Source organism: Corallococcus sp. AS-1-12 (assembly GCF_020036995.1).
GTDB lineage: Bacteria > Myxococcota > Myxococcia > Myxococcales > Myxococcaceae > Corallococcus.
Window position 1 is genome coordinate 555,643 of the sequence record NZ_JAIQDD010000002.1, and the last position, 16,326, is coordinate 571,968.

General features: G+C 72.0%; 13 protein-coding genes. 4 read left to right on the top strand and 9 right to left on the bottom strand.

From position 1 onward, the window contains the following. The first annotated feature begins 477 nt into the window (after positions 1–477). Positions 478–3,195: a PAS domain-containing hybrid sensor histidine kinase/response regulator gene (locus K8556_RS04670; RefSeq protein ID WP_223738781.1), complete on the top strand. Its 2,718-nt coding sequence runs from the start codon at positions 478–480 to the stop codon at positions 3,193–3,195. A 21-nt stretch (positions 3,196–3,216) separates the two neighbouring features. Here K8556_RS04670 and K8556_RS04675 read toward each other — a convergent pair whose 3' ends face one another. The 8 genes from K8556_RS04675 to K8556_RS04710 all read right to left on the bottom strand — a co-directional run bounded on the left by K8556_RS04675 (position 3,217) and on the right by K8556_RS04710 (position 11,878). Then, positions 3,217–4,734, bottom strand: coding sequence for an Hsp70 family protein (locus K8556_RS04675; RefSeq protein ID WP_223738782.1), 1,518 nt, complete (start codon positions 4,732–4,734; stop codon positions 3,217–3,219). Between the two features lie 93 nt (positions 4,735–4,827). Then, positions 4,828–5,496 carry a DUF4956 domain-containing protein gene (locus tag K8556_RS04680; protein ID WP_223738783.1) on the bottom strand — a complete coding sequence of 223 codons (669 nt, stop codon included), beginning with the start codon at positions 5,494–5,496 and terminating at the stop codon, positions 4,828–4,830. After that, positions 5,483–7,165 (bottom strand): dTMP kinase, encoded by a 1,683-nt coding sequence (gene tmk, locus K8556_RS04685; protein ID WP_223738784.1) that lies wholly within the window; start codon positions 7,163–7,165, stop codon positions 5,483–5,485. The genes K8556_RS04680 and tmk overlap by 14 nt, the downstream gene beginning before the upstream one ends. After that, entirely contained in the window at positions 7,165–8,334 is a 1,170-nt protein-coding gene (locus K8556_RS04690; protein WP_223738785.1) for a porin, read from the bottom strand. The genes tmk and K8556_RS04690 overlap by 1 nt, the downstream gene beginning before the upstream one ends. 59 nt (positions 8,335–8,393) lie before the next feature. Next, positions 8,394–9,161, bottom strand: a complete 768-nt coding sequence (locus K8556_RS04695) for a VTC domain-containing protein (RefSeq protein WP_223738786.1) — start codon at positions 9,159–9,161, stop codon at positions 8,394–8,396. Continuing rightward, positions 9,158–10,783, bottom strand: a complete 1,626-nt coding sequence (locus tag K8556_RS04700; RefSeq protein ID WP_223738787.1) for a CotH kinase family protein — start codon at positions 10,781–10,783, stop codon at positions 9,158–9,160. The genes K8556_RS04695 and K8556_RS04700 overlap by 4 nt, the downstream gene beginning before the upstream one ends. A 152-nt stretch (positions 10,784–10,935) precedes the next feature. Beyond that, complete coding sequence (locus tag K8556_RS04705; protein ID WP_223738788.1) at positions 10,936–11,319, bottom strand: GIY-YIG nuclease family protein; 384 nt, start codon at positions 11,317–11,319, stop codon at positions 10,936–10,938. Next, on the bottom strand, positions 11,306–11,878 hold the full coding sequence (locus K8556_RS04710) for a hypothetical protein (RefSeq protein ID WP_223738789.1): 573 nt from the start codon (positions 11,876–11,878) through the stop codon (positions 11,306–11,308). The genes K8556_RS04705 and K8556_RS04710 overlap by 14 nt, the downstream gene beginning before the upstream one ends. Positions 11,879–12,125: 247 nt before the next feature. On the opposite strand from K8556_RS04710, the gene K8556_RS04715 reads away from it, so the two are divergent. Then, positions 12,126–13,460 (top strand): hypothetical protein, encoded by a 1,335-nt coding sequence (locus K8556_RS04715; protein WP_223738790.1) that lies wholly within the window; start codon positions 12,126–12,128, stop codon positions 13,458–13,460. 20 nt (positions 13,461–13,480) lie between these two features. Here the strand turns inward: K8556_RS04715 and K8556_RS04720 are convergent, their stop codons facing one another. Then, positions 13,481–14,941 carry a sigma-54 dependent transcriptional regulator gene (locus K8556_RS04720; RefSeq protein WP_223738791.1) on the bottom strand — a complete coding sequence of 487 codons (1,461 nt, stop codon included), beginning with the start codon at positions 14,939–14,941 and terminating at the stop codon, positions 13,481–13,483. Between the two features lie 176 nt (positions 14,942–15,117). On the opposite strand from K8556_RS04720, the gene K8556_RS04725 reads away from it, so the two are divergent. Beyond that, a complete protein-coding gene (locus tag K8556_RS04725; protein ID WP_370639885.1) occupies positions 15,118–15,867 on the top strand; it encodes an OmpA family protein in 750 nt (249 codons plus the stop codon). A gap of 23 nt (positions 15,868–15,890) precedes the next feature. Further along, positions 15,891–16,325: a chemotaxis protein CheW gene (locus K8556_RS04730; protein ID WP_223738793.1), complete on the top strand. Its 435-nt coding sequence runs from the start codon at positions 15,891–15,893 to the stop codon at positions 16,323–16,325. Position 16,326: the final 1 nt, after the last annotated feature.

Here is a 16,326-nt window from a genome sequence, read left to right on the forward strand (position 1 = left end):
TGCCGGGCAGGCGCCGCCGCATCGCCGTGGCGTCCCTGACGGGGCTCGCCGTGCTGGCCGGCGCGACCCTGCTGGGCGTGGAGGCCTGGTACCAGGGGAGGTTCGAGACCCCGCTGCGCGACGGAGGCGAACCGGTGCATCGCCCTGACGCGGGGCGTGACGGTGGAGGACCCCGCATCTGGCATGTCCTCCCTGGCCTCGTCCGTGGCATGGATCCCCTGGGCCCCCGGCCGCCTGGCCCGCTCACACCTCGCCCGGGGCGTCCTCGCCAGCACCCTGGGAGACCTCACCGCGCTGTATGAAAACACGACGAAACATCCCGCCCCCCTGCATGGCCAGGCAGGCATTTCAACCCCCTGAATCGCCGTCCCGGGAGCCCCGGGAAGAGGCCGGCGCCTGCCCACCTCCACGGTTTTCCGTGGATGACATGGAACTGGCGCCTCGACTGACCTACAGTTCTTGAACGGAGGGGGAAGTTTGCCCGAACTGCCACCCAGCGCGTATCCGGCCTTGTTCGAGCACACGCGAGACGGCGTGCTCGTCCTGGACCCGACCCTGCGGGTCGTGGCCGTGAACCGCGCCGCGGAGGCGCTGCTGGGCCCTCGTGACGTGTGGGTGGGGCAGCCCGTGGACGGCGTGCTGCCGGGCTGGACGCCCCCCCAGGTCTCATCGCCGGGTGAAGACGCTCCCCCGGAGACGGAGCTCCCGGTGGGCCCGGTGCGCTCCGTGCGGGTGCGGGCGGTGCCCCAGGACGGCGGCTGGCTCCTGCTGCTGCGGGGCCTGGACGTGGCCCAGGAGGCCGAGTCCATCCTCCGGCAGCAGAAGGAGTTCTTCGAGGCGGTGGTGCGCCACAGCCCGGTGGCCATCGTCACCATCAGCCGCGCCTTCGAGGTCCTGTCCTGGAACCCCGCCGCGGAGCGGCTCTTCGGGTACACGCCGCAGGAGGCGCTGGGGCGCAACATCCTCAAGCTGGTGGCCAACGTGGACGACATCCGTCCGCAGGCCGAGGAGACGTCGCGCGAGGTGCTGCGCAAGGACCGCGTGCACGTCGTCACCAGGCGCGTGCGCAAGGACGGCACGGTGGTGGACGTGGAGCTGCGCGCCATGCCGGTGACGGTGGCCGGCCAGTCCATGGGCTTCATCGCCATCTACCACGACGTCACCGACCTCCAGCGGGCGCGCCAGTCCGCCGAGGACGCCAACCAGGCCAAGAGCCTGTTCCTGGCCACCGTGAGCCACGAGATCCGCACGCCGATGAACGCCATCATCGGCATGGCGGGGCTCCTGATGGACACGGCGCTCACGCCCGAGCAGCGCGACTTCGCGTCCACCATCCGCCAGAGCGGGGACGCGCTGCTGGGGCTGCTCAACGACATGCTGGACTTCTCCAAGATCGAAGCCGGCCGGGTCGAGCTGGAGCAGCAGCCCTTCAACCTGCGCCAGTGCGTGGAGTCCGTGCTGGACCTGCTCGCCATGCGCGCGAGCGAGAAGTCCCTGGACCTGGGCTACCACGTCACGGACGAGACGCCCGTCAGCGTGGTGGGCGACGGCGCGCGCCTGCGGCAGGTGCTGCTCAACCTGGTGGGCAACGCGGTGAAGTTCACCGAGCGCGGCGGGGTGTCCATCTCCGTGGACACGCCGCGCCAGCCGCTCGCGCCGGGCGGCCTCTTCGAGCTGCACTTCGCGGTGCAGGACACCGGCCTGGGCATCAGCGAGGCCGCGCGCGCGGGCCTCTTCCAGCCCTTCAACCAGTTGGATGAGTCCGTGTCGCGCCGCTACGGCGGCACGGGGCTGGGGCTGGCCATCAGCAAGCGGCTGGTGGAGGCGATGGGCGGGCGGTTGTGGATGGAGAGCGAGGGCGTGCCGGGCAAGGGCGCCACGTTCCACTTCACCTTCCAGGCGCGCGAGGCCCCTCGCGGCGGGGAGGCCCTGCGTCCGGACGCGCTCAAGCTGCATGGCCGGCGCGTGCTGGTGGTGGACGACAACGCCATCAACCGCAAGCTGCTGGGCCGCCAGTTGGCCGCGTGGGGGATGGCCATCGTGGAGGTGGGCTCCGGCGCGGAGGCGCTGTCCCGGCTGGAGTCCGGGGCCCGCTTCGACCTGGCCATCCTGGACCACCGCATGCCGCTGATGGACGGCCCCACGCTGGCGGCGCACATCCGCCAGCAGCGCGACGCGCGCGAGCTGCCCCTCCTGCTGCTCACCTCGTACGATCAACGCGACGCGCAGCCCCCCGGCCTCTTCACGGCGGTGCTGCCCCGGCCGGTGAAGGCGTCGCAGTTGCATGACGCGCTGATGACGTGCCTGGCGCAGGACCTCATCTCCGCCCGGCCCATGCCCGTCGTGCCCGCGCCCGCCACGCGCGAGCGCTCCGTGTTCAACACGCGCCCCGGCGAGCAGATGCCGCTGCGCATCCTGCTGGTGGAGGACAACCCCACCAACCAGAAGCTGGCGCTGCTGGTGCTGGAGCGGCTGGGCTACCCGGCGGACACCGCGAACAACGGCCGCGAGGGCCTGAACCTCCTGGCGCGCAAGCGCTACGACGTCGTGCTGATGGACGTCCAGATGCCGGAGCTGGACGGCCTGGCCACGACGCGCCAGTTGCGCCAGGACATGCCCGCCGGCGAGCAGCCGTGGGTCATCGCCATGACGGCCAACGCGATGACGGCGGACCGCCGCGAGTGCCTGGACGCGGGCATGGACGACTTCCTCAGCAAGCCCATCCGCGTGGAGGAGCTCATCTCCGCGCTGCGCCGCGCCTGGGAGCGCCTGCCGGGAAAGCCCGGGGCAGCCCCCGTCGTCCGCGCCCCGGAGGCCCCGCGCCTGGGCGCCCCGCGCATCCGCGGGCTGGACGCGAGCGCGCTGGAGCGGCTGTGGCAGTCGCTGGACGGGCAGGTGGAGCGGATGCTCCCGGAGCTCGTGGACACGGCGCTGGAGAGCATGCCCCGGCTGATGGACGACGCGCGGGGGGCGCTCGCGCGCGGTGAGCTGGAGAACCTGGCGCGCGCCGCGCACACGCTCAAGTCCAACGCGGCCTACTTCGGGGCGGCCATGCTGGAGTCGCTGTGCTGGGACATCGAGCAGCGCGCGGACGCCCGGGTGCTGGAGGGGCTGGAGCCGCTCGTCGCCCACTGCCAGGAGGCGCTGGAGGAGAGCCGCCGGCTCCTGGAGCAGCTCAAGGGCACCGTGGTGTAACGGGCCGCGGGCTGAAGCGCCTCAGGCCCGCTGGGGCGCGTTCGGGTCGCTGATGGTGAGCGGCTGCCGCTGACCGTCCTTGGCGACGAGGCTGGCGGTGAGGGCGAAGTCCGGCCCCATGCGCAGCTCCAGCGTGGTGGGGCCCGGGTGCGCCACGCGCCAGTCCGGCTCGATGCGCACGGTGCCCAGCAGCTCGCGCTCCACGGTGGTGCGGTCCAGGGCCTCGAAGAGCGCCACCGGCACGGGGCCCGGCCAGGGCGGCAGCTCCAGGTCCACGGAGCGCGTGCCGGGCACGGGCGTGTTGGCGGGGAGCACCTCGTGCTGGCCGCCGCCGGGCACCATGGCGCCAATGGGCATGGGCACCACGTCCGACAGGCCGCTGATGCCGCGCGCCAGGTTGCGCCCCAGGATGGCCGCGCCCACGGCCACGCCCAGCTCCGGGTGCACTTCTTTATCCGACGACAGCTTCTTGAAGTGGGACAGGCGCCTGCGGATGGCGGGCATGCGCGTCTGGCCGCCCACCATCACCAGCTCGTCGATGGCGTCCGGCTTCAGGCCCGCCTTCTCCAGCACGTCGTCGCACGCGGCGGCGGTGCGCTCGATGAGCTGGAACACCATGGCCTCCATCCGCTCGCGCGTGAGCGTGACGTTGAAGTCCACGAAGGCGCCATCCTTCTGAGTGATACAGGGGATGCGGATGGGGACGGACGCGCCGCTGGAGAGCGCCATCTTCGCGGACTCGGCGGCGAACACCAGGCGCTGCATGACGACCTTGTTGCCGCGCAGGTCGATGCCGTGCTGCTTCTGGAAGTCGTCCACCAGCGCTTCCACGATGGCTTCGTCGAAGTTGGCGCCGCCGAGGAACGCGTCGCCGCCGGTGGCCAGCACCTTCACCACGCGGTTCTGCACGGACATGAGGGTGACGTCGAAGGTGCCGCCGCCCAGGTCGAACACCATCACCGTCTGCTCGGGGTTGCGCAGGTTGGCGTAGTAGAGCGCCGCGGCGGTGGGCTCGTTGACGATGGCGCGCACGCGCAGGCCCGCCTTCTCCGCGGCGCGGCGGATGGCCTCGCGCTGGCGGATGGAGGCGTGCGCGGGCACGGTGAGCACGCACTCCTGGAACGGGGCCCCGGCCGCGTGCGTGGCCAGCGTGTTGAGGTGCTTGAGGATGAAGTGCGCCACGTCGATGAGCGGCGTCACCTTCCCGTACACCTCCACGGCGGTGTAGCCGTCCGGGCCCTCCACCAGCTCGAAGGCGAAGCGGCCGCGGTGGCGGGCCACGTACTCGGACTGGAAGCGGCGGCCCAGGAAGCGCTTGGCGCCGAAGACGGTGTGGCGCGGGTCGTCGATGATCTGCCGCCGCGCGGCCGGGCCGACGATGGCCTTGTCCCCCGCGTGGAACCACGCGATGGAGGGCAGGGTGAGGCTCTTGTCCGCGATGGGCACCACGCGCAGCTTGTTCGCCTTGTCGAAGAAGGCCGCCGCGGTGTTGGTGGTCCCGAAGTCAATGCCGAGGATGGGGGCGGCGCTCGTGCTCATGTGAGGCCGCCATCCTCGCACGTCCCGCCGCGCCGGGGCACCTCCCGCGCGCCGTCGAGGCGGGGCACGAGGGCCTGGATGTGGAATCGGGACCTACTCGGGGTCGATGGAGGCGGCGCGCACGCCGGGCAGCGCGCCGCGCAGCTTCTCCAACAGGAGGAAGGTGTCGGTGCGCTCCGGCACGGCCAGCTCCACCACGGCGGTGCCACCTGGGGTGGCGGTGGCCTGCTCCAGGGTGAGCACGCGCGAGTCGGGGTGCAACTGGCGCAGGGGAGGCAGGGCGGCGCCCAGGTCCTCCACGTCCAGGGACAGCTTCAGCCGCTGCGGGTGGCGCTGGAGGGTGGAGTCCAGCGCGAGCAGCACGGCGCCGAAGAACAGCGTGGCGCACACCGCGATGGGGAAGGCACCCAGGCCGCAGGCCATGCCCACGCCGATCATCACGAACATCACCGCCGCGTCGCGCGAGTCCTTGATGCCGGAGCGGAAGCGGATGAAGCCGCCCAGGCCCACCAGCCCGAAGGCGCGCGACATGCTGTCGCCAATCACGGTGGTCATCACCGCCCCGGCGATGGCGATGAGCAACTGGGTGTGCATGGTCTCCTGCGCCATCACCGGCGCGCGAGGCATCCACCGGCGCCAGGGCCGGAAGGCCAGCAGCGACCCCAGCACCAGCGCGAAGCCCAGCCGCTCGAACACCTCCAGGAGCGGCAGACCGTGCACGGACGCCTGCGCGCCCGCGTTGAAGACCTCAAGCGACGCCATGGCGAGGCTCCTGTTCCAACTGTGAGGCCGTCCGCGCCGCCTGGCGCAAGAGGGCGAAGTCGTGGGGATGGCGCTCCAGCAGCTCCAGCGTGAGGGCCTGCCCCCGCGCCGTCGTCGCGAGCAGGCCCAGGCTCTTCACGGTGGCGGAGGGCCACGTGTCCGCGAGCGCCGTGCGCAGCTTCCACGCGGCGGGCACGTCCATGCCGGTGAGCGAGTCCAGGACCTCCTCGCACGTCACCCCGAACGTCTCCCGCAGCCTCCACGCGGCGGGCACGTCCAGCCCGGTGAGCGAGCCGATGACCGCCTTGGGGGCGCGCGCCGCGTGCTGTTCACGCAGGGCCCAGGCGCGGGGGCTGTCCAGGCCCTCCAGCGAGCGCAGCACGGCGTCCGGTGCCACGGCCATCGCGCGCTCGCGCCACTCCCAGGCCCGCTCGCTGTCCACGCCTCGGAGCGAACGGCACAGCGCGCGCGCCACGCCCTCGTCCGCGAAGGCCGCGTCGCCGCCGCGCGAGGACAGCCACCGCCAGCGCTCGTCCCAGGCGCGGGGGCTGTCCAGTCCGGACAGCGACACCACCACCGGCTCCGGCGCGGCGCGTGACAGCCGGTCGCGCATGAGCCAGGCGCGCTCGGAGTCCAGGCTGGTGAGCGACGCGGCCACGGCCTCCGGAGCCCGGGTCTCCCACCGCTCGCGCAGGTGCCAGGCCGCTGGCGCATCGCTGGCACCGTCGGTGAGGGACTCGAGCACCTGTTCGGGCGCGGCGGCCTCCAGGCGGTGGCGCCACTCCCAGGCCGCGGGATGCGTGAGGCCGGAGAGCCCGTGCGCGATGAACTCCGGGCACCGCTCGGCCAGCAGCGCGCGGCGTGCCTCCACGTCCTGGCCCTCCAGGCCCGCGAGGAACCACGCGGCGAGGCCCGGCTCGTCCACGGTCCAGCCGTCCAGCCGGGCGAGGAACCGGCCGCGCGCCTCGGCGAGCGAGCGCACCGGGACCTTGGGCCGCGTCAGGCCCGCGGCGTGGAGCGGCGCTTCACCGCGGCGCACGCGCAGCACGTCCTCCACCAGTCGCGTCACCTGTTCCTCCAGGGGGACGTCGGTGTTCTCGATGATGCTCCAGCGCTCCGGGCTCGCGGCGGCCAGGGCGCGGTAGCCGGCGCGCAGGCGGGACTGGAGGCCGGCGCCGGTGAGCCCCTTGCGCGATGGCGTGGAGCGGTCCTTCGCCAGCAGCTTGGACGCGCGGCGGCGGGCGCGGGCGATGGCGGGGTCCACGTCGATGAGGAAGACGCGGTCCGGGTGCAGGCCGCGCTGGCAGGTGTCCAGCACGGACCGCACCTCCGCCTCTGGCAGGCCCCGGCCGAAGCGGGCGAGCACTTCGGCGGTGTAGAGGAAGCGGTCGGCGATGACGACGTCGTGCTCCGCCAGCGCGGGCCGCGTCACCTCCTCCAGGAGCTGCGCCTCGCGCGCCGCGTACAGCAGCAGCTCCGCCACGGGCGTGAGCGCCAGGTGCAGCGGGTCGCGCGTGAAGCGCCGCAGCCCCTCCGACACGGGCGAGGCCAGCCGGCCGTCCTCGCGCACGTGGCGCACGGTGAGCCCGGCCCGGCGCAGCTCGCGCGCCACGCGGTTGGACAGCGTCGTCTTGCCCGACCCGTCGATTCCCTCGAACACGATGAACATCAGAAGGAGACCTCCATCTGCAGCAGCACGGCCTTGCGCGAGGCCAGGTTGTCCTCCAGGGCCGTGACGACGGCGGGCACGGCGTCGCCGGCCTCGCGCACCTCCGCCTGGGCCTGGAGGCGCCAGTGGCGGAACTGGCCCACGTTCAGGCCCGCGGCCCCCTCCCACACCCGGTCCTGGTGGAGGGTGCGGTCGGGGTCCAACGCGGACAGCATCACGAAGGGCTCCACGAACAGCGCGCCCCTCGCGCCGCCGCCGATGCGCCAGCCGGTCAGCGCCCGCGCGGTGAGGAAGGGGCCCTCCAGGCCGGTGAGCACTTCGGTGCGGCCCACCAGCACCTCGCCCCAGGTGCGCAGCGCGCCGAGTCCCACGGGCAGCTCGTGCTGGACGTCCAGCCCCGCCGTCCAGCCCGTGTGCGAGCCCCCGTCGATGGAGCCCGCGGGCTGGAGGAGCGCGGACGCGCCCAACTCCACGGTGCCCAGCGTGAGCGTTCCCCGGAAGGCGGGCACCACGCCCAGGCCCTTGGACAGGTCCACCTTGCCGGTGTCATGGCCCGTCTGCCACACGCCCGCGCGCAGCTTCAGGTCCACCGCGCAGTCCTTGCACTTCCACTCCAACTGGGCGCCGGGCCTGCGGCCGGTGAGCACCAGCGCGTCGCGCAGCACGTCCCGCATGAGGCCCCGGCGCACGAGCGGCAGCGACCGGGACGACTCCAGCTCGATGAGCGACAGGGGGACCTTGAATTGGCCCGCGCGAATGGCGAAGCCGTGGGGCAGGTCCAGCCACGCGTACGCGTCCTTGAGGCCGTCCTGCACGTCGAACTCGACCACCGCCTTGAGCTTCTTCTTGAAGCGGTAGGTGGCCTCCAGGCGCGTCGCGGGCAAGGACAGTCGCCCGGACCAGACCTTGTCCGGGCGCGAGTCCACCGTCTCCCGCACCGACAGCCTGCCACCCACTTCGATGACCCCGGAGCCGGCGGGGAGCCGCACCGTGGGCGGTGGCACGTCCGAGCCCGTGTCGTCGCCTGGCGGAGGCTGCAATGGCTCGGCGGCGGGAGGCGGCTCCGGGAGCGACGGCGTCGTGCCCGTCGGAAGGGAGGGGTCGGCCTGCCCCGCGCTGGCGGACGCGCAGAACAGCAGGGAGGTCAGCAGCAGTCCGCGCGCGGGCATGGCACGGCCAGGAGGGGGGCGGAGTCTCGGTGGCACGGGAGGGGGATTCCTTCGGGGGTTCACTTCGTGGGGCGCGCGTCCTCCAGGAGCGCGCGCATGCCCTGCTCGAACTTCGAGGCGGCGGTCTCATGGGACGACAGCCCCCACAGCGCCTCCTCCAGCCAGGAGGGAGCGTCGCGCTTCCACTTCACCTCCACGACCGTCGCGGGCGGCGCCCGGCCCACGCGCCGCGCGGGGACCGCGAACGCGCCATCCGCTGTCGTGTCCGGCGGCAGGGCGAACACCAGGCCTTCATCCAGCGTGATGCGCACGTCGCAGGACACCGTGGCCAGCGTGGTGCGCCGGTACCACGCGGTGACCCGGGGCCGCACCGGCAAGAGGCTCGCCTGTCGCAAGAGCCGCGCGGCGGCGCCGTCCACCGGCAGGGGATGGCCGGTGAGCACCGCGCGGGCCTCCGCCTCCGTGACGGGCAGCCGGACCTTGGTGCGCCGCTCGCCATGGCTGCGCTTCAGCTCCAGGACGCGCTTCCCGGTCAGCACCGGAGCCTCCGTGAGGTGGGCCGCGCCCGCGTACTCCCGCAGGCGCAGGCGCTCCGCCTGTCCCGAGTGGCACGTGCCCAGGAAGTCCAGGCCGTCGGTGTCCAGGTACGTCGTGCGCGTGTAGGCCACGGGCAGGCCCGGGTCGTAGAGGTGCCGGGACGTCCAGCCCTGGACGGCGCCCAGGAAGGACGCCAGCACCTCGCGCGGCGGTTGGAAGCGCCGCTCCCGGTCCTGCTCCGCGGCGGGCGCGGGCCTCTGCGCGTCCTGCACCCGGGCCGTCGCGGTCATGGGCTCGTACCGAAGGCCGCGTGCACTTCCGCCTGCCGCTTCGTCGCGAAGTCCACCAGGCCGTTGGCCCCGGTGAGCGCGTCCTGGAACGCCTGCGGGCTGCTCAGGAACGTGAACCCCGCCTGCTCCGCGTTCTCACCCACGGCCCACGGGGTGACGAGCGCGTGCTCCTCGCGGAAGCGCGCCTCCAGCGGGCCGGGGGCGAGCAGTCCGTCCGCCGCCTCCAGCGCGTACTTCTCGTAGATGGGCCGGTAGACGGGGTCGTCCATCAGGTAGCGGATGAGCGGCCAGGTCGCGTCCACCGACTCCTGCGACAGCGACGTGGCGCGCATGCCGTCCTGGAACGACCGGTCATGGTCCCACGTCACCCAGTGCAGCCGGCCGTTCTCACCCGGGTGCGAGTACAGGAGGTAGTTGTGGGCCATGGCCCCGTACGCGTCCCAGTTCTCGATGACGGTGTTGTAGGCCAGCCACTTGAGGAAGCCGTCCACGTCCAGCGTCGCCTCCAGCCGCGAGCGCCACGCGGCGGAGTCCGTGCGCTCCGAGTTGAGCGCGGTGATGAGCGCCTCCACGCTGCCCCAGCCCGCCGCCTCCGCCGCCTTGTTGTCCGGCTCGAAGGAGGCCTCGTCGAAGCTCTGGAGCCGCGCGCCAACGCCGTCCGCCTCGTAGAGCGGACCGCTGTCGTCGCTGAAGAAGCGCTCGAGCAGCGGATCCCCGGGGTCCTCCGCCAGCGTGTAGAGGCCCCAGTATTGGGGCCCGTCGCCGTGGTCCACGTAGACGGCCGCGAACGCGGTGTAGCTGGCCGGGACGCCCGCTTCGCGGAACAGGTCCGTGGCCACCTTGTTGCGGATGAGCGACGCGTCCGACACCGCGTTGGACAGCGACAGCTTGCCGAAGCCGTAGAAGTGCTGGCCCTCGATTTCAGGGTACTCGTCCTCGAACTTGTCGAAGTTGAAGCGCAGCGGCATCTTGCCCACGCCGCTCCGCCACGCCTGGGACAGCGACGAGTTGCCCTTGTAGCGAAGCCCCACGTGGTTCCACGCCTTGCCCTCGAACTTCACCGTCGCGGGCACGTACACCGGCGTGTTGGGGATGAGGTCTCCACCGCCGCCTCCGCCCGGAAGCCCTCCGCCGTCGGGAGGCCCGCCAGGGAAACCGCCACCGCCACCGCCCATCGGCGGGAGGCACGCGAGCGCGCCGCCCATGGGGGACGTGGAGCAGGTGCTGGTGAAGGGGGTGCCATTGAAGGTGGCGGTACAGGCGTCACCGGACGCCTTGCCCACGCACTCGGACTCGAACTCCGCGGGGAAGCCACCTCCGCCGCCGCCCATGCCTCCGTCGGGCTGGCCGCCCATGCCACCCCCACCGCCGAAGTCCCCACCCGCGCCGAACTCGCCGAGCATGGACGTCATGTCGTCCTGCATCGTCGTCCAGTCCTCCGGCGTGATGACGATGTCCAGGCGCTGCACCTTCCCCTTCGGGAAGACAACGTCATACGCGGGCGGAGCGTTCTTCCCGTGCGAGGCGTCGGTCCAGGTGTCGGGGCGGTCGGTGCCACAGGCTCCGAGGGCGAACGCCAGGAATGCGAAGGCGCCGGAGAGGCGCGGACGAGGCAAGGCCATGGGGGTCCCTTTGCGGGTGCGGGGGCGCGGTGCCACGGCGGCGCGAGACTCCTCCGTGGCACTGCGATTGCGGACCTTGAAGGGCTGACGTGACCTCTTCGTTACATGGCCGTGACGGATTGTTTCCGGGAAGGCGGCCGGTGCTCCGGCGCTCAGGGCCTGGGCGGCGTGTTGTAGCCGGCGTCGCCGTAGGGCCTCAGGCGCTCCAGCCACATCTCCTCCAGCACCTTCAGCTCCTCCACGGGCGGAGGGCCACCGGGCTCCTCGCGGGGCTTGAGCCGGTCCAGCACCTCGAAGGAGAAGGCCGCCTCGCCATGGCGCTCCCAGTCCGCCTGCAACTCGGGGACGCGGTGCATGCGCTGGGCGAACTCGAACCGGATGCGGTTGAACATCGCGGTCAGGTTGAGGGCATGGCCCACGAACAGCTTGCCGTTGGCGTGGCAGCGGATGGCGTAGATGCCCATGGGCACCTCCGCTTCCTTGTACGCGCGCTTGCGCTCCGCGCGGGCCGCGCGCGAGTCGTCACCGGACGTCATGGTGACCTCCGAAGCCCCGCGCGACGAGCTTCGCCTCCAGCCGCGCCTTCGCGTCAGGGTCGCGCGGGCGCACCCAGTCGTGGCCCAGCCGTTCCCAGTCCGCGTCGCGCGAGTCGATGCCCAGCGCCTGGAGGAAGCCGGCCTCGCAGATGAAGCACTGCTCGCGGAAGGGGAAGAGGAAGCCGCCCTGCGCCGCCAATGAGCGAGCGGCCTCCTCGTAGGTGGAGAACCACCGGTTGAGGAACGTGCTCTGGCCCTTCTGGAAGAAGGCGCGCGTGTCCAGCGCGTGCGCCCGGGCCTCCAGGGCCTGCTTCAGCTCCGTCCAGGTGGTGTGCCCGGCTTCCCGCGCGACGACGGCGAGCCCGTGCTTGTGCCGCACGGTGTCCCGGCGCGCGAGCACCTCGCCCAGGGACAAAGCCGCGAAGAAGGGCAGGGCGCGCATCCGCTCCGCGGCGCGCGTGGCGCGGGCCGTGTCGGACGAGTCCAGGTCCTTGAGGAGCAGGGACGCGCGGACCTTGTATTCATGAAGCGTGACGGGGAGGGTGCTGCCGGTTCCCATGACGAATCCTCCGGTGCTGGCCCTCACCCGTTGGGGGACCGTGGAAGGACTTCATCAGGAGTCTGGCGACAGCGGGTGACGCGAGGGTGACGTCGTCTTTCCGGGCGGCGGGCACCCCTCGGCACCCGTGGGACGAATAGACCAGACGCGCCGCGCGGGCGTCAACGCGGCCGGAGACGTGCGGCCGGGAGGGCGCCCTTTGATTCGGCCCATCCCCAGGGGAGCATGTGCTGGGTATGTTCCGGCGATGACGTCCGAACGCGCACGAACAGCCCCCTCCGCGAACGACCCTGCTGCCTCCGAGCTGGAGGCCGTGCGGATCCTGGAGGGAGGCGCGGAGCTCATCGCCGGGGCGATGCGCCCCCATGCGGAGCTGGAGGCCATGCTGTCGGCCCGTGGCTGGAAGCGCCGCTTCCTGAAGCAGCCGGAGCGGGTGTCCGCGTTCGTGGCCGGAGCCGAAGCGGTGCGGAACGCGCTGGCGCGTGTGCACCGCCGCGCGGAGGTGGAGGCGTGGACCGAGGACATGCCCGTCCTGCGGCAGGCTCGGGCGCTGTCCACGCAGCGCGAGCGCCTCACCCGGCTCGCGCGACAACGGCTGGACACGTTGACGGTCGCGCCTCCGGACGTGACCCTCGAAGAGGCGCTGACGCGGTTGGAGGCATTGCTTCGCCAGCCTGTCAGCAAGACGCTGAAAGAGGGCGAGGTGCTCGTCTTCGAGCCCGACTACGGCGGTTCGAGGGGGAAGCCAGGCCCAGGCGTGGGCGGCATGAACGTGCCCTCCCGCTATCTCCTGCCGGTTCCGTTGGGCGCCTTGCTCCTCACCCTCCTCATGGTCTCGGGGCTTCCCGGGGCCATGGAGCTGGGACTGGCCCTCATGGGGCTCTCGATTGGAGGCGTCCTGCTGTGGCCCCAGCTTCGCTCCGGCAGGGTGCGGATCACCAGCGAGCGGCTCCTCTGGACGCCCGTGTTCGGCGAGGCACAGGAGGTGCGCCTGGACTCGATCGCGGATGACGGCGTCCACCTGGACAGGAGCCAGTTCGACCTGGAGGTGACGGGCGACCGTCGGCTGCGCGCGCGCAGCGTGTCGGATGCCCTTCATCTGATGGTCGCGCTGGAGCTGCACCGCCGGCCACCCCTCCTCGGCGCGGTCCGGTCGGGCGTGCAGTTGGAGGACGTCGCCCTCCTCCCCGCGAAGGTGGGGGAGGTCGAGGGTGTCTGCGTCCTGCGTCCCCACGCGTTGGCGTTCATCCCAGACAGGCGCGGCCCCCAGGCGCTTCAGGCCGTCACCGGAAGGCCCACGTCGCTGAAGGGATTCGAGGCGGACCGGGTGTTGGAGGCGTTGCGCTGGCTGCCCGCGGAGGAGTTCGACGCCTGTGTCTCACGCGTGGTGAAGGCCACGGGCGGCCTTGCCTGGGCCGTGGGAGAGGCGCACTTCGTTCCGGGCCCGCCGATATGGGTGGCGATCCGGATCAAGCGCGGTGAGCAGGTGCTGCTCGGCCGGGCGGAGTGGCACGACCGCGCCGCCGCCGAGCGGATTCTTCAGGGATGGCACCCGCGCCCCGCGCTTCCGCCCCCAGGGTAGGGAGCGGCCAATGCGGGCACCTACGCTTCGGACTGTCCGCGGCGCAGGCCCAGGGCCTTCATCTTCTTGTAGAAGTGACCCCGCTCCAGGTCGAGGATGCGCGCCGCCTCCGTCACGTTGTCATGCGTGTGGGCGAGCACCCGCTGGATGATCTCCCGCTCCGCGTCCTCCACCTGCTCGCGGAAGGTCTGATCCACGCGCGGCCTCCACCCGCCCGGGTTCGAGGGCGCGGGCTCGGCGGGCGCCGTCACCACCGGGGCCGGCTGCGTGGCGGGCACGTCACCGCCCACGGTGGGCTCGGGCATGGGGGGCAGGGGCCGGCCCCGGGGCAGCAGCTCCAGCGCGTCCGTGCGCGAGACGACCGGCCCCTCGCAGAGGATGGCCAGCCGCTCCACCAGGTTGCGCAGCTCGCGCACGTTGCCCGGGTAGTCATACGCGCTCATCACCGCGAGCGCGTCCGGCGACAGCGCCAGGGGCCGCCGCCCGTTCTTCGCGCACGCCTCGCGCAGGAACGTGTCGATGAGGTCCGGCAGGTCCTCGCGGCGCTCGCGCAGCGGCGGCGAGTGGATCTGCACGACGTTGATCCGGTAGTAGAGGTCCTCGCGGAACCTGCCCGCGGCGATCTCCTTCTCCAGGTTCTTGTTCGTCGCGGCGATGACGCGCACGTCCACCTTGAGCGTCTCCGCGCCGCCCACGCGCTCCAGCTCGCCCTCCTGGAGCACGCGCAGGAGCTTCGACTGCATCGCGGCCGGCATGTCGCCAATCTCGTCCAGGAAGAGCGTGCCCTCGTGCGCCAGCTCGAACTTGCCGCGCCGCACGCTCACCGCGCCGGTGAAGGCGCCCTTCTCGTGGCCGAACAGCTCGCTCTCGATGAGGTCGTGCGGCACCGCGGCGCAGTTGAGCTTCACGAACGGCCCGCCCTTGCGCCGGGAGTGCTGGTGCAGCGCCCGCGCGATGAGCTCCTTGCCGGTGCCGTTCTCGCCGGTGATGAGCACGCGCCCCTCGCTGGGCGCCGCCCGCTGGATGAGGGAGAAGATGCGCTGCATGGCGGGCCCGCCGCCCACCATGTCGAAGCGGCCCAACTGCGCGCGCAGCTCCTGCAACTCCTCCATCGCCGCCTGGTGCTTGAGCGCGTTGCGCAGCGCCACCAGCAGCCGGTCGCGCGCCAGCGGCTTCTCCAGGAAGTCGCGCGCCCCCAACTGCGTCGCCTTCACCGCCGTGTCGATGGTGCCGTGGCCGGACATCATGATGACGGGCAGGTCCGGCTTGAGCTCCGTGAGCCGCGCCAGCACCGTGAGGCCGTCCATGTCCGGCATCTTCACGTCCATCAACACCGCGTCCACCGGCCGCGCGCTGACCACGTCCAGCGCCACCTGCCCGCTGCTCGCCAGCTCCGTGCGGTAGCCGGCCAACTGCAACGACTGGCTCAGGGTGAGGAGGATGTTCTTTTCGTCATCAACGATGAGGACCGCAGCGGGCATGGGCAAACCGTTCACACTCTCACGGAAATAATCGGGGCATCAAGGGTCTCGTGTTGCCCGGAGGGGCAGGGAAAAGACAAATCTTTTGACTCTCCCCGGTGGGTCCGACTACACGCGACAGGCCGGGCCCGCCCTCTGTGGGCCTCTCTTTTCCCGTGGTTGCTGTCGGAGGAATGATGCGTCGGATTTCGCTTTGGGCCGGGTTGGCCCTCGCCGTGGCCGTGATGACCGGGTGCCCGCCCACCTACCCCAAGTGCAACAACGACGAGCAGTGCCAGGAGAAGGGCGAGGTCTGCGTCCAGGGCCAGTGCCAGGAGTGCGCGACGGACGCGAACTGCCGTGAGGGCTTCACCTGCCAGGCCAACAAGTGCGCGCCCAAGCCCCCTGAGTGCACCACGGACACGGCCTGTGGCACCGGCCGCATCTGCGAGGCCGGCAAGTGCGCCGAGGCCCAGTGCAAGGACGACTCCGCGTGCAACGGTGGCAAGTGCCAGGCCGGCCGCTGCCAGGCCCCCAAGGACACCTGCTCCGCCAACACCGACTGCGGTGAGGGCCAGGAGTGCCAGTCCGGCAAGTGCGTGACGGCGGACACCTCCTCGCGCTGCGACTACTCGCCGGTGCGCTTCGGCTTCAACGAGTCCACCCTGGACTCCAGCGCGCAGTCGCGCCTGGGCGAGCTGGCGGCCTGCATCAAGGCCAGCCAGGGCAAGATCACCCTGGGCGGCCACGCGGACGAGCGCGGCACGGAGGAGTACAACCTCCAGTTGTCCAACCGCCGCGCCGCGGCCGTGAAGCGCTACCTGGTCGACCTGGGCGTGCCGTCCAACCGGCTGTCCACGGTGGGCTATGGTGAGACCCGCCCGGTGTCCAGCGCGGCCACCGAGGAAGGCTGGGCGGAGAACCGCCGCGTGGAGTTCCAGCGCTAGTTCTGGGGTAGGCTCTGGCGCGCATGGCCGCCCTAGAGTCGGAAACGCGTCAGTCCTACCTCGTCTTCGCGTGTGGAAGCAGTTGGTACGCGGTGCCCGCGGAAGCTGCGGCGGAGGTCGTCACCTTCCCCGAGCTGACGCGGGTACCGGGTTCCCCGCCACACCTGCTGGGTGTGTTCGCGCACCGGGGTGAAGTCATCCCCGTCGTGGACATGAGCCTGCTGGTGGGCGGGGTCACCGCCGGGTCCCGCCGCGCCGTCCTGGTGCGCTTGACCCGGGGAACCCTGGCCCTCACGGCCAGCAACGTCGCCGGCGTGTCCGCGCTGATGGGACCGCTGGAGCCCCTGGGCCCCTCGGGCGTGCACGTCCACCTGCGCGGCCCCGTGAAGAGCGGCTCGCGCGACGTGGCCGTCATCGACCCGGAAGGCCTCTTCGACCACCTCAGCCAGGGCGGCTAGC